The following is a 13471-nucleotide window of genomic DNA, read 5'->3' on the forward strand; positions in this document are numbered from 1 at the left end:
GACCATTTTCGGCGACGGGAGCCGCTGTTTCGTTTTTCCAGCATTTGACCCGGGTTTATCACCGCTATTTTTGACAAAATTAAGATAAACATATATAATGTTTATATAATTAGCGAACGAATTATAATTAAGTCTATAAAATTATACTTCGATTACCAAACGCAAATGCATCTACGGAAAGGCGGAAACGATCATGAGGATAACGGTATTTAACGGGAGTCCCCGCGCGGAACGGAGCAACACCCATGTGATGGTCCGGGAATTCTTGGCGGGGGCTCAAGCGGCCGGCGCCGCAGTGGACAATGTTTTTTTGATTCACCAAAATATTGGGCACTGTACCGGCTGCTTTTCCTGTTGGTTCAAAACGCCGGGCCGCTGCGTCCTTGACGATGACATGAGCGGCCTGCTGGAAAAGTATGTGTCGTCCGATATCATCGCTTTGGCGACGCCCGTTTACACCTGGGATATGACCGCCGCGCTTAAAAATTTCGTCGATCGCCTGATTCCTTTGCGTTGCCCTATCGCCAACCAGTCCGGGGAAAATTATGATATGAAAGCGCGCGTCAAGTTTCCCGAGGCGGTTGTCATCGCCAACTGTGGCTTTCCCGGCGCGAATAATTTTGCGACACTCAAGGAAGTGGTCAAACCGTGCCGCCCCCTATTGGAGATTTACCGGAATTGCGGTAATTTGCTGAAAACGAACCATGCTGAGTTAAAAACCACGGTCGATGAATATTTGCGTTATGTCCGGGAAGCCGGTTCCGAGATCGCGGCCAGCGGGAAGGTATCCGAACTTACAAAGGCAAAACTGGAGATGGAGCTGATCCGCCCCGAGGAATATGTCAAAATGATGAGACTGTAAAAAGGCAGCCGCTTCCGACTGACCGGCTGCGCCAGCCGGAAGCGGATATGAATGGCGCTGAATTTAAAAAGAGAGCTGAATGAAAAATTAGGAATTTAGAGTCGAAAAGATCATGGAACGGAACTTGCAAAATTGGGGAATGAGTTTCAGAGACGGTGAAGAAGGAGGGTTTCCCTTTTAAGGGGTAGGGTCGCAAAAAGATAAATCGATATCCAGTCGGGGTTCATTTGTGATTTATTTTTCCGGCCAGATAATCGATGGATACTTGGAAAAAATCGGCGATTTTCGCCACGATATTGATTCCCGGTTCCCGCTGGTTTTTTTCGTAACGGCTGATAACTTGTTTGCTGGTCGATATTTGATCGGCCAATTGCTCCTGGGTCAGCTGATTCTCTTCTCTGAGCTCTTTTAGGCGCTGCGCGAAAACCTCTTGGGGCTTCAAATTTCTCACCATTCAACCAATCGCCTTCAGATTGGATATCATCGCCCCAAATGCGGTGGCGGTTTTTTGTATTGCACGCGACAAAAGTCAAAAGGAGAGGAGATCAGTCTTTTTCATCGCTATTCCCTAATAAGTAGTCAATCGATACTTCGAAGAACTTGGCGATCCGTACTAGATCAGAATAGGCTGGTTCATTCTCGTTTTTCTCATACTTCGAAATCGTTTGCTTAATAAAACCCAATTCTTTCCCAACTTGCTCAAGGGTCAGATTTTTCTCTTCCCTTAATTGTTTAAACCTTGCTCCAAAAGTGGTGGGTGTTTTCAAAATGAATGACTCCCTTCCGCGTTCAGTATAGCAATTATAGTATGGGTTGATAAGTTCAATGCCTTTTTGATGGGTCTCTTCGTTAAAATATTAGGAACTTTTTATAGAAAATGGAAAGATTTATCTTGACAGTCTATCAATCATAGACTTATGATAAGAATATAGTCTATGGATCGGAGACAAAAGTATTGGAAATGGAAGTACATATTGATGCGCTACCGACATTACGCTTACTTTCTCAATCGGCCTGTATCAAACATCGCCATGATGAGACATAATGCCTGGCAACTTTCTTTTTGACCATCGATTTTGCAATAAGTTTTTGGCCACGAAATAATTGTAGCATATTTCTTTGATTCATGAGTTTGCAAGTTCGCTTTTGCGCGCTAATTGAACTCAATTTCGTTCCTGTGATGGCTTATATCTTGTAAACCTCTCAATACGTTGCATACGAAAATAAATGGATGAAGCATATAGGAGGGTTTATAATGCTGAACAGTGACAGTCAAGGCATTCAGAAATTTATCCTCGAACGGCTGGTTAAAATCCATGACGAACTGCTTATTCATGACCAAGAGTTTCGCGAACTTGGAGAAAAACCTCGTGAGATTTTGAACCAGCTCAGCGCTAAGCTGCCGCCAGAAGATAGCCAGTTACTGGATGAATACGATAGTGAACGGATGGCACAAATGAACCGCCAGGATGAGCTTATTTACAGTGAAGCGTTGATGGATGGGATTTTGTTTGGCTACTGGGTGGCTCTGGTGGGCCGGGGGATGGGGAAAATCAATATTTGATCAGTTTTCCTCGTATCAAGATAGCTATTATTCACTTTGTGAATAACGGATCTTTTTTAGTGACTGAAAGAGCTCATTCAGTCGCTCAGCAAGCTCGTTTTGTGAATAAGAGAGCTTGCTCAGTCGTTCAGCGAGCTCTTTTTGTGGATGAGCAAGCTGGTTTTGTGAATCAGTGAGCTCGCTCAGTCGCTCGGCAAGCTCGCTCAGTCGCTCGGCAAGCTCGCTCAGTCGCTCGGCAAGCTCGCTCAGTCGCTCGGCAAGCTCGCTCAGTCGCTCGGCAAGCTCGCTTTGTGGATAAGCAAGCTTGTTTTGTGAATGGGAGAGCTCGCTCAGTCGTTCAGCAAGCTCTTTTTGTGAATAAACGATCGGCTCTGTCAAGCGATTTGTTTCTGCGGATAAACGGTTCCGTTTAACGCGGTTAATGGTTTTGGCTGTGGATAAATCACATTCCAATGGAGTCCTAAACCCCTTTCCATTAAATTTCGGGATGATCCGTGAAGGATGAGCCCCCGCGGGTATGGAATAATCATAGATTAACCGAAACCATGATCGACAGGACAACGCTATGCCAGGAGGCACCCGAACGTGCGCAAATTCCGCTCGGAACTGATGCTCTATTTTCTCTTGCTCATCCTGATTCTGCTCGCGACCGTGGGCGGCCTCCAGTACAGCTGGACCAAGCGGACCACCGAGAAGATGGTCAGCGATTCGACGCTGGAGACGCTCAAGCAGATCGACAAGAACATGCACTCGATGCTCGGCTACGTCCAGGACATCTCCCTTTTCATCATCGCCAACAACGACGCCCGGACCTTCCTGAAGCTGAAAGAGCGCAGCGACATCATCATGACGCGGCTGTACGAGAATTTCTCGAATCTGACCGGCGCCGCCTTTATCGCCTCGATCAACATTTACGGCGACAACGGGCTCAAACTGGAGACCGAGGGTCCGTCGCGGGACCTGAGCGGCGGCATCATCGCCGGCTATGAGCGGCGGATCCCCAAAAGCGGCTATTATATGCTCACCCCCACTTACCGCCGGAACTACCAGGCGGTGGGCGAGCAATATGTGATCTCCTTTTACCGCCAGATCAATGATATCAACGATCTGACCCGGAGACTCGGCACGCTGCGCATCGACATCAACGAAAACACCATCAACCTCCTCTACCGCAACATCCACCTGGGCCAGACCGGCTACGTCTTCGTGGTCAACAAGGAAGGCTTTGTCGTTTCCCATTCCCAGAAGGAGAAGATCTCCCGGTCGCTCAGGAACGAGTCCTATTTCAAGCCGGTCTTCGACGGGAAAGAAGGATATTACCGCCGCAGCATCGGCGGCCGGGATATGTTGATCACCTATTACACTTCCGCCGATCAGGATCTGATCTACGTCGAGGTGATCCCCTTCGCCGAACTCCTGAAGGACACTATGTTCATCGGGCGGCTCAGCCTGACGGTGATTCTCATCGCCTCGCTGGTGGCCTTGGTGATGTCGTACCTGATCGCCTCCAAGGTGACCGACCCCATCAAGAAGCTGACCGGGCTGATGCAGCGGGTGGAGCGGGGCGATCTGGACGTGGTGATCGATATCGAACGCAAGGATGAGATCGGCGCCTTGGCCGCCAGCTTCAACAGTATGATCGGCCGGTTGAAGCGGTTGATCGACGAGGTGTACAAGACCCGGCTGAAGCGGAAGGAAGCCGAACTCAAAGCGCTGCAGGCGCAGATCGATCCCCATTTTCTCTACAATACCCTGGACACCATCTATTGGACCTCCCGCCAGGAGAACGCCTCCAAATCCGGGGAATTGGTGGAGGCCCTGGCCAAGCTGTTCCGCCTCAGCCTGAACAAGGGCAATGAGATCACCACCATCGAAAAAGAGGTGGAACACCTGGGCAGCTACCTGTTCATTCAGAAGATGCGTTACGACGAGGAGCCGCAGATCGAGATCGCCATCGATCCGCAGCTCTATCCGTACCACACCATCAAGCTGATTCTCCAGCCCCTGGTCGAAAACGCGCTGTACCACGGGATCGCCGAGATCGACGGGCCCGGAAAGATCCGGGTGACCGGCGCCGAAGTCTCCGGTGAGATCGTCTTTGAAGTCAGCGATAACGGCGTCGGAATGACCGACGCCAAGATCCGCGAGATCTTTCAGGAGAACGCCGGCGACCAGGGCGGCTATGGCCTCAAGAATGTCGACGAGCGGATCCGGCTGTATTTCGGCGAGCGCTACGGGATCGAGATCGACAGCGCGCCGGGCCGGGGAACCCGGGTGCGGGTGCGGATTCCAAAGTATATCGAAAGGAATGGAGCCAATGGCGTTGCTTAAGATTGTCATCGTGGACGACGAAAAAATGATCCGGGAAAGCATGGCCGCCACCTTTCCCTGGCACGAACTGGGGATCGAAGTGGCCGGAACCGCCGAGAACGGCCTCAAAGGCCTGGAGTTGGTGGCCGCCACCCGGCCGCACATCATTCTGACCGACATCCGGATGCCCCGGATGGACGGCCTGGAATTCATCAAAAGAGTCCGGGAAACCCTGCCCGACGTGAAGATCATCATTCTCAGCGGCTACGATGAGTTTTCCTACGCCCAGAAAGCCTTGCGCTACGGGGTTTCAGATTATATTCTGAAGCCGGTGGGCGCCAAAGAGCTGACCCGGGTGATGCAAAAACTGGTCCAGGAGATGGAAGCGGAATTCTCGGCCGAACTCTTTTTGGTCAAAGCGAAGCAAGAGATCGGCCTGGGGCTGGAGGCCTACCTGAACTCCATCCGGCTCGGCGACGGGAAAAAGGCCGGCGCGGTGCTGGACGAGATCGTCCTGAAGCTGATGAGCCAAAAAATCTCCCCCGAACAGCTGCGCAAAGTCTGCCTGGAACTGTCCAACCAGGTCCTTGAGGCGCTGCAGCGCGACGGCATTCCGTTGTCCGGCGAATGGCAACCGGGAAACGGCCGCGCTTATCAGGATCTCCGCTCCCTGGCCACAGCCGAGGAGCTATACGGCTGGCTGCGCCGGTTTACCGCGGGCATCGCCCGCTATGTGGAGGAGCGGAAGGATAACGGCCATCACGTGGCGATTCAAAAGGCGCTCCAATATATTGACGGCCATTACGCCGAGGAGCTCTCGGTCAAGGCCGTGGCCGAGCAGGTCTGCCTGAGCCCCGACTATTTCAGCCATATCTTCAAGAAGGTGCGCGGCGAGAGTTTCACCGATTATCTGAATCAGGTGCGGATCCGCAAGGCCACCGAGCTGCTGGCGAACAACCTCTACAAGGTCTACGAGGTCTCCGACATGGTGGGCTACAGCGATTACAAGTATTTCAGCAGCGTCTTCAAGAAGATCACCGGCGTGTCGCCCACCGACTACCACGGCTTGCAACGCTGAAGAAAATATTCCCTGATCCGCAGGTTCTAAGAATATCCGATACAATCGAAGAATTGTGGATTCTTAACATCCTCTTAAAATTATATAATGAAACTGTTCCAAAGCGCGCGTTGCAAATGCCAAGTTCACCCATAAACGACCGGCCCAGGATCCCGATCTTAACAGCTGAAGACGGGTTGCGGCTGATTTCAAGAAGGTTGAAGGGGACTTGGCACCAAGGAACCGTTTGCGATGAAAACCAATGGACAACGGGAGGTGCCGATTCGTATGAAGAAACGAAGAATACTCAGTCTGTTTTTGGCAGGTTTGATGCTGGTCGGACTGGCGGGTTACAGCAGCCAGGTGGGTGCCGACAGCGAACCGGTGAAATTTACCTTATGGCATTCCTATGTGGGTGCGGACATGCGCGCCCCGTTTATGGATGAGATCCTCAAGAAATTCAGCGCCGAATATCCCGACATCAAGATCGTGGAAGAGCAGATCCCCCGCGATCAATATCAGACCAAACTGAAGACCCTGGCGGCCGCCGGCCAATTGCCGGATGCCTTCGTCCTGTGGCCGAACGCCATGACCCAGGAGTTCGCCAAGGCCGGCCTGCTGGCGGACATCAACGATCTGCTGGAACAGAACCCCGACTGGAAGAATTCTTTCGTGGCCCCGGCTCTGAAAGAATTCACCGTGGGCGGCAAGACCTACTCCGCCGGAATCGGCGTATCCGTCACCTCGATCGTGTATTACAACAAAGCTTTGTTTGCCAAATACAAGCTGGCCTATCCGAAGACCTATAAACAACTGTTGAACGTGGTGAAAGTCTTCAAGAAAAACGGGGTCATCCCGATCAGCCTGGGCAATAAGCCCAAATGGCCGGCGCAATCCACCATCTTCAGCCTGATGGCCAACCGCCGGACCGGCAGCGAATGGCTGGACAATGTCCTGAGCAAGAAAGGCGCCAAGTTCACTGACAAACAATTCGTGGCCGCTTTGAAAGACCTGAAGACCCTGACCGACCTCGGCGCGTTCAACAAAGACTACAACAGCCTGGACAATGTCCAGATGCGCGATTACTTCTACCGTGGCCAGGCGGCCATGATGATCGACGGCTCCTGGGCGCTGACCGACATGATCAGCAAAGCCCCGGATGCGTTGAAAAAGAACATTGAGATGGGCGTATTGCCTGCCTTCGAGGGCGGCAAGGGCGATCCGAACGTTATGTCCGGCGTCAGCGCCACCGGCATCGTCGTCAGCGCCAAAGCTTCACCCAAACAAAAAGAAGCCATCAAGAAGCTGATCAAGTTTGTCACCGACAAGAACGCTCAACAGCTGTATGTCAAGAGCAGCATCCCGGTATCCTTCAAGAACGTGGATATCGATCCCGGCAAGGTTGACCCGCTCTTCGCCAAATTGGTGGACCTGATCAAAAAGCACCCGTTTGTAACCGTGTATGACTCGGCGCTCAATTCCGAACAGACCGAGATCATCAACAACGGCTTGCAAGCCGTGATGATGGGCATGCAAAAACCCGAAGATCTGGCCAAACAATTGCAAGCGGCGGTTAAGTAATCCGATAATATCCTAGAAAATCACGAATTCAGCGAAGTTGTTTTGAACGGATCGTCAAAAAGGGTATGGAATGTGGACCGGCTTGAGATCAAGAATGTGTTGGCATGATTGAAAACTGCTCCGCTTTCCTGCCCTTTTTTGTCGACCGGAAGAATTGCCTGCAAGGGAAGGGGGCAATTCTTCCGGGATCGATTTATCTTTGGTTTAGAGGTGAGAAAATGTATATCACCAGTAAAAATAAGAACTATATCGCCATTGGCTTGCTGCCGGCGCTCCTGTTCTATCTGGTCCTGGTCGTCTATCCGATTATCCGCTCGTTCTTTTACGGTTTTTATGACTGGAACGGCTTGAGCGCGCCGATCTATATCGGACTGCAAAACTTCAAGGAAATTTTGACGGATGGGGTTTTCTGGTATTCCTTTAAAAATAACATCTTTATCGTCGTGGCGTCGGTCTTTGGGCAGGTGCCCATCGGACTGATCCTGGCGATTATCCTAAACCGGAAATTGAAAGGAGCCCGGTTCTTCCGATCGGTCTTCTTTATCCCGATGATCCTCTCCACCGTGGTCATCGGTTTGCTGTGGACCACCATGCTCAATTCGCAGACGGGATTGGTCAATACGCTCTTGCAAAGTATCGGGCTGGGGGCTTTGGCCCAAGACTGGCTGGGCGATCCGCGGCTGGCGATGTATACGGTCAGCGGGGTCGTGATCTGGCAATTCATCGGGTTTTATATGATTATTTTCCTGGCGGCCCTCCAGAATATCCCGGTGGATATCATGGAAGCGGCGGAGATCGACGGAGCGAATGAGGCGCAGAAGCTGTTCCGGATCACCCTGCCGATGATGTGGACCACCATCAAAACCGCGGTCGTCCTGTGCATCGCCGGCAGCATGCGCTCCTTTGACCTGGTCTTTGTCATGACCCAGGGCGGACCGGCCCATGCCACCGAACTGATGGCCACCTATATGTACAACAAGACCTTCTCGGTCTACAAATACGGCTACGGCAGCGCGATCTCCCTGGTCATTTTCATCATCAGTTTCAGCTTCATCCTGTTCAGCCAGAAACTGATGGGCCGCAGCAAAGCCGATGAAGGAGGGGAATAAGATGAGCACTCAACTGAAAAGCTTCGGTGACGCGGCCCGGCCTCACGCTGCCCGCAACCGCTGGGAGAAGCCGCTGTTGTATCTGGTCCTCACGCTGCTCAGCGTGGCGACGCTGTTTTGCTTGATTTGGATGTTCTACACCTCCTTCAAGAGCAACGCCGAGATTACCATGAACATCTTTGCGCTCCCGACCCAGTTGCATTTTGAGAACTACGTCAATGCCTGGCAGACCGCAAAGATCGGGGTCTATCTGTTCAACAGCGTCTACGTGGCCACGGTGGCCATCGTCCTGACGGTCCTGGTCAGCGCCATGGCCGCGTTTATCTTGTCCAAATTCACCTTCCGGCTGCAAAGACTGGTGTATACGATGTTCATCATCGGAATGCTCATCCCGTTGCAGTCGGTTTTGGTGCCGCTGTTTATCCAGATGCGGAACCTAAACCTGCTGAACACCCACTGGTCGCTGATCTTTTCCTACACCGCGTTCGGACTGCCGATCTCCGTCTTTATTTTGGAGAGTTTCATGCGTTCGTTCCCCGACGCCATTATCGAGGCGGCGGTGATGGACGGCTGTTCGATCCCGCGGGTCTTTTTCCAGATGATCCTGCCGATGTCGCGGCCGGCCATCGCCACGGTGACCATCTTGAACTTCCTGAATAATTGGAAGGAATTCTCGTTTGCCCTGATCTTCATCAATGATGACATCAAAAAGACGCTGCCCCTCGGACTTTATAATTTTTTGGGCGCCTATAGCAGCAACTATGCCGAACTGATGGCCGCCCTGACCATCTCGTCGATCCCGATTATCCTGTTGTACCTGATCCTGCAGGAACAGGTCATCAACGGCATGACCAGCGGCGCGGTGAAAGGTTGAACCGGAGCAAGGACGGATTTTCATTTTCGATAAGGAGTTGTGAGAAACATGGCTCAGCTGATTTTTCCGAAAGACTTTCTATGGGGCGCGGCGACCGCCTCGTATCAGATCGAGGGAGGAGCCGCCGACGACGGGAAGGGCGAATCGATCTGGGATCGTTTCAGCCATATCCCCGGCAAGGTGACCAACGGCGACACCGGCGACGTGGCCTGCGACCACTACCACCGTTACCGGGAGGACGTCCGGCTCATGAAGGAGCTGGGACTGAAGGGATACCGCTTCTCCATCTCCTGGCCCCGGGTTTTCCCGAACGGACGGGGTGCGGTGAACCCCCAGGGGATCGACTTCTACAACCGGCTGGTTGACGAGCTGCTGGCCAACGGGATCGAGCCGGCGGTGACCCTCTATCACTGGGATCTGCCCCAGGCTTTGCAGGAGAACGGCGGCTGGGGCAACCGGGCCATCGTCGACGATTTCGCGGCATATGCCGCTTACCTCTTTGACGTTTTGGGCGACCGGGTCAAGAAATGGATCACCCACAATGAACCCTGGGTGGTGGCCTTCGCCGGACATTTCCAGGGCCGGCACGCTCCGGGGCTCACCGATCTGCCCCTGGCGGTCCAGGTGACCCATCATCTGATCCTGTCCCATGCCAAAGCGGTCCAGGCTTACCGCGCCAGCAAGCATGGTGACGGCCAGATCGGGATCACCCTGAATCTCTATCCCAGCGTTCCGGCTTCGGACTCCGAGAGCGACAGGGCGGCCGCCACTTTGGTGGACGGGCACAATAACCGCTGGTTCCTCGATCCGGTCCTCAAAGGCGAGTACCCCGCGGATATCCTCCGCCTCTATCAGGAGCGCTTGAACTCGCCGGTGATTGAGCCCGGCGACATGGAGTGCATCGCCGCCAGTCCCATGGACTTCCTGGGCATCAACTACTACTTCCAGAAGGTGGTCAAGCATTCGGAGGTCCACCCGATCCTGCAATTTGAGGAAATCAAGCCGGAAGGCTCGGAATATACGGCGATGAATTGGGAGATTACGCCGCAGGGCCTCACCGATCTGCTGGTCCGGCTCGACCGGGACTACCATCACCCCGATCTGTATATTACCGAGAACGGCGCCGCCTTCAAGGATGACCGCCGCGACGGCGGGGTGGTGGATGACCAGGACCGGCTGAAGTTTCTGCAGCAGCATTTCGCCGCGGCCCACCGCGCGCTGGAAGCCGGCGTCAAGCTGAAGGGCTACTATGTCTGGTCGCTGATGGATAATTTCGAATGGGCCCATGGCTACGGCAAGCGTTTCGGCCTGATCTACATCGACTATCAGACGCTGGAGCGGACCTGGAAAAAGAGCGCGCTCTGGTACCGCGAGGTCATTCGCGACAACGGCCTTTAATCGCTATGCCACGACATGAATCTTTGACGGGTAGATTTGCGAAAATAACGGACGCTGCACCGTTTCTTCGCGAATCAGGCGATTTAAATCATGCCGTTGCATAGAACGGGTTGTATTTCAAGCGCCCCGGCCGGAGAGCAAGCTCTCTGCGGCCGGGGCGTTTCAAAAATGCTTCGAAAAAGGGGAAGAAAACCAAGATGAAGATCTTGTTGAATGAAGGATGGCAACTGCAAGGCTGCGACCGGCATTCCAAAGCGGACGAAGCCGCCCGTTCCGGGCAATGGTCCGGCGAATGGCTGGACGCGGCGGTTCCCGGCGATGTCCATTCCACGCTGTTGCGGCACGGCCGGATCGCCGATCCCTTTTACTCCACCAATGTGGAGAAATGCCGCTGGATCGAGGATAAGGTCTGGTGGTACCGGATGGAATTCAGCTTCGACCGGCCACTGGCGGACGGCGCGATCTGCGAATTATGCTTTGACGGGCTGGACACTTTCGCTACGGTCTATCTGAATGACCGGGAATTGGGCAGCCATGAGAATATGTTCACCCCGGCGGTCTTTGACGTCACCGGCCGGCTGCGGCCGGGACTCAACCGGCTGGCGGTGCGGTTCGATTCGACCATCGCCGCCACCGCCGGCAAGGACTATGAGAAGATGTGGTACTCCTACAGCCCGAACCGGGCCTGGGTCCGCAAGGCCCAGATGAATTTCCGCTGGGACTGGGGGCCGCGCCTGATCACCGCCGGGATCTGGCGGGATGTCGCGTTGAATGTCTACCAGACCGCCAAGATCGACAGCGTCTTCGCCCACACTGCGGCGCTCCGGGAAGACGCGGCCGATCTGCAGCTGGAGATCGCCGCAACCGTCTGGCGGCCCGAGGCCGGGCTCCACGCGGAGATCACTTTGAGCCGGCCCGGACAACGCTTGACCGATACGGTGGCGCTGCGGGAGGGCCGGGCCGCGTTGCGCCTGACCGTGCCGGAGCCCAAGCTCTGGTGGACCCACGATCTGGGCGAGCCGGCGCTCTATGATCTGACTGTCTTGCTCAAAGACGGCGCGACCATGGTCGACAGTTACAGCACGCCAATCGGCATCCGCACCCTGACCGTGCAACAGCGGACCGAGGACGGCCAAAAGCGTTTCACCTTCGTATTAAACGGCGTTCCGACCTTCGCCAAGGGCGCCAACTGGATTCCGGCCCACAGCTTTATCGGAGCGATCGGGGAGGATGCTTACCGCCAGTGGATCGCCATTGCCAAGGAAGGCCGGATGAATATGTTGCGGGTCTGGGGCGGCGGCATCTACGAGAAGGAATGGTTTTACCGCGAATGCGACCGGCAGGGGATCATGGTCTGGCAGGATTTCATGTTCGCCTGCTCGTCTTATCCCGACTTCGATCCGGAATTCATGGCCAATGTGCGCGAGGAGGTCCGCTACGCCGTCACGGCGCTGCGCAACCATCCGTCGCTCGCCATCTGGTGCGGCAATAACGAGATCCAGTGGATTCACGGCCAGAAGCTCTCCGACCTGCAAGACTTGCGGCTGTATGGCGAGAAGATCTATCACGACCTGATGCCCGAGCTCCTGGCGGAGTTGGATCCGACCCGGCTGTACTGGCCGAGCTCGCCGTTTGGCGGCAACGACCCCAACAGCGACGACGAAGGCGACAAGCATAACTGGCAGGTCTGGGCGGGCCAGGTCTATCCGCACCGCCACGGCGAAAAGCTGGTGGTCGATAACACCCCGGCGGGAATCTCCTTCAAAAAGTTCGCCCAGGATTACGGCAAGTTCGTCTCGGAGTTCGGGATCCACGCCGCGCCGGTGCTGCGCACGCTCCAGGAGTGCCTGCCGCAGGAGGAGTTGTACTGGGGCAGTTTCGGATTGCGCTACCGGAACAAAGACAAGCGGCCGAACCGGGGCTTTCTGATGATGCAGAGCTACACCGGGCTCCCGTCCGATCTCGGGCAGTATATCGACTATTCGATGCTGGCCCAGGCCGAAGGGCTGAAGTACGGACTGGAGCATTACCGGCGGCGCAAGCCGGAATGCAGCGGCGCCTTGATCTGGCAGCTCAACGACTGCTGGCCGGCGATCAGCTGGAGCATCGTCGATTTCCACGGCCGGCCCAAAGCCTCCTATTATTATGTGCGCCGGGCGTTCCAGCCCATTCTGCTCTCCTTCAAGGAAGAGGGGCCGGACACGGTCTCCCTCTGGGCGATCAATGACACGCTCCAGGAGTACCGGGACCGGGTGGAAATCGGGCTGGCCGATTTCTTCGGCAATTCGGAGTACCGGGAAGTCCTGGAGATCGCGGTCCCGGCCAATCGTTCGGTCAAGCTCCGGGAATTCTCCAAGAACCGGATCAATGTGACCTACACCAATTTCGAATTCCTATACGCCCAGCCGGGCGACGCGGCGGCCGGGGGCAATCTCTTCTTCTTCGAGGATTATAAGGATCTGAACCTGCCGCCTTGCCGGCTGGAGGTGAACCGGGACAGGGCAGTGGAGGACCGCCTGGAGCTCCGGATCCGGACCGACAATTTTGCCAAGTTCGTCAAGATCGAGCACCGGCTGGACGGGGCTACCCTCAGCGATAACTATTTCGATCTGCGGCCGGGCGAGGAGAAGATCGTGACCCTTCAAGGCTTGCCGGGCAGCCTGCTCCGCCCGGAAGAGATTCAGGTCGCCGCGCTCAATCAGGGAAGCTAATCCGC

General features: G+C 54.7%; 12 protein-coding genes. 9 read left to right on the forward strand and 3 right to left on the reverse strand.

Annotation, left to right across the window (positions count from 1 at the left end; translation table 11 throughout):
* Positions 1-193 precede the first annotated feature (193 nt).
* Entirely contained in the window at positions 194-862 is a 669-nt protein-coding gene (locus EDC14_RS19795; protein WP_132016056.1) for a flavodoxin family protein, read from the forward strand.
* A 223-nt stretch (positions 863-1085) separates the two neighbouring features.
* Here EDC14_RS19795 and EDC14_RS19800 read toward each other — a convergent pair whose 3' ends face one another.
* Together EDC14_RS19800 and EDC14_RS19805 are read right to left on the reverse strand one after the other, a co-directional pair.
* Positions 1086-1316 (reverse strand): helix-turn-helix domain-containing protein, encoded by a 231-nt coding sequence (locus EDC14_RS19800; protein WP_132016057.1) that lies wholly within the window; start codon positions 1314-1316, stop codon positions 1086-1088.
* Positions 1317-1407: 91 nt separating this feature from the next.
* The gene (locus EDC14_RS19805; protein ID WP_165908167.1) at positions 1408-1629 is read right to left on the reverse strand and encodes a helix-turn-helix domain-containing protein; all 222 of its coding nucleotides are present in this window, start codon (positions 1627-1629) and stop codon (positions 1408-1410) included.
* A gap of 488 nt (positions 1630-2117) precedes the next feature.
* Between EDC14_RS19805 and EDC14_RS19810 the strand changes: the two genes are divergently transcribed.
* Positions 2118-2426, forward strand: coding sequence for a hypothetical protein (locus tag EDC14_RS19810; RefSeq protein ID WP_132016059.1), 309 nt, complete (start codon positions 2118-2120; stop codon positions 2424-2426).
* Positions 2427-2453: 27 nt separating this feature from the next.
* On the opposite strand, the gene EDC14_RS19815 is transcribed toward EDC14_RS19810, so the two are convergent.
* Positions 2454-2804, reverse strand: a complete 351-nt coding sequence (locus EDC14_RS19815) for a hypothetical protein (protein ID WP_132016060.1) — start codon at positions 2802-2804, stop codon at positions 2454-2456.
* Between the two features lie 207 nt (positions 2805-3011).
* Here EDC14_RS19815 and EDC14_RS19820 point away from each other — a divergent pair, with 207 nt between their 5' ends.
* The 7 genes from EDC14_RS19820 (at position 3012) to EDC14_RS19850 (ending at position 13466) form a co-directional block, all read left to right on the forward strand.
* Complete coding sequence (locus EDC14_RS19820; protein WP_132016061.1) at positions 3012-4757, forward strand: sensor histidine kinase; 1746 nt, start codon at positions 3012-3014, stop codon at positions 4755-4757.
* Entirely contained in the window at positions 4744-5814 is a 1071-nt protein-coding gene (locus tag EDC14_RS19825; RefSeq protein WP_165908168.1) for a response regulator transcription factor, read from the forward strand. The genes EDC14_RS19820 and EDC14_RS19825 overlap by 14 nt, the downstream gene beginning before the upstream one ends.
* 267 nt (positions 5815-6081) lie before the next feature.
* Positions 6082-7374 carry an extracellular solute-binding protein gene (locus EDC14_RS19830; RefSeq protein ID WP_132016063.1) on the forward strand — a complete coding sequence of 431 codons (1293 nt, stop codon included), beginning with the start codon at positions 6082-6084 and terminating at the stop codon, positions 7372-7374.
* Between the two features lie 218 nt (positions 7375-7592).
* Positions 7593-8483 carry a carbohydrate ABC transporter permease gene (locus EDC14_RS19835; RefSeq protein WP_132016064.1) on the forward strand — a complete coding sequence of 297 codons (891 nt, stop codon included), beginning with the start codon at positions 7593-7595 and terminating at the stop codon, positions 8481-8483.
* 1 nt (position 8484) lies between these two features.
* The gene (locus EDC14_RS19840; RefSeq protein WP_132016065.1) at positions 8485-9357 is read left to right on the forward strand and encodes a carbohydrate ABC transporter permease; all 873 of its coding nucleotides are present in this window, start codon (positions 8485-8487) and stop codon (positions 9355-9357) included.
* A gap of 48 nt (positions 9358-9405) precedes the next feature.
* Complete coding sequence (locus tag EDC14_RS19845) at positions 9406-10755, forward strand: GH1 family beta-glucosidase (RefSeq protein WP_132016066.1); 1350 nt, start codon at positions 9406-9408, stop codon at positions 10753-10755.
* Between the two features lie 197 nt (positions 10756-10952).
* The gene (locus tag EDC14_RS19850; RefSeq protein WP_132016067.1) at positions 10953-13466 is read left to right on the forward strand and encodes a beta-mannosidase; all 2514 of its coding nucleotides are present in this window, start codon (positions 10953-10955) and stop codon (positions 13464-13466) included.
* Positions 13467-13471: the final 5 nt, after the last annotated feature.

Source organism: Hydrogenispora ethanolica, assembly GCF_004340685.1.
GTDB classification, from domain to species: Bacteria; Bacillota; UBA4882; order UBA8346; family UBA8346; genus Hydrogenispora; species Hydrogenispora ethanolica.

What these genes read in the sequence shown, in the direction of transcription:
- EDC14_RS19795 (WP_132016056.1), top strand. Translation starts at nt 194, where the DNA reads ATGAGGATAACGGTATTTAACGGGAGTCCCCGCGCGGAACGGAGCAAC.
- EDC14_RS19800 (WP_132016057.1), bottom strand. Translation starts at nt 1,316, where the DNA reads ATGGTGAGAAATTTGAAGCCCCAAGAGGTTTTCGCGCAGCGCCTAAAA.
- EDC14_RS19810 (WP_132016059.1), top strand. Translation starts at nt 2,118, where the DNA reads ATGCTGAACAGTGACAGTCAAGGCATTCAGAAATTTATCCTCGAACGG.
- EDC14_RS19825 (WP_165908168.1), top strand. Translation starts at nt 4,744, where the DNA reads ATGGCGTTGCTTAAGATTGTCATCGTGGACGACGAAAAAATGATCCGG.
- EDC14_RS19830 (WP_132016063.1), top strand. Translation starts at nt 6,082, where the DNA reads ATGAAGAAACGAAGAATACTCAGTCTGTTTTTGGCAGGTTTGATGCTG.
- EDC14_RS19835 (WP_132016064.1), top strand. Translation starts at nt 7,593, where the DNA reads ATGTATATCACCAGTAAAAATAAGAACTATATCGCCATTGGCTTGCTG.
- EDC14_RS19840 (WP_132016065.1), top strand. Translation starts at nt 8,485, where the DNA reads ATGAGCACTCAACTGAAAAGCTTCGGTGACGCGGCCCGGCCTCACGCT.
- EDC14_RS19845 (WP_132016066.1), top strand. Translation starts at nt 9,406, where the DNA reads ATGGCTCAGCTGATTTTTCCGAAAGACTTTCTATGGGGCGCGGCGACC.
- EDC14_RS19850 (WP_132016067.1), top strand. Translation starts at nt 10,953, where the DNA reads ATGAAGATCTTGTTGAATGAAGGATGGCAACTGCAAGGCTGCGACCGG.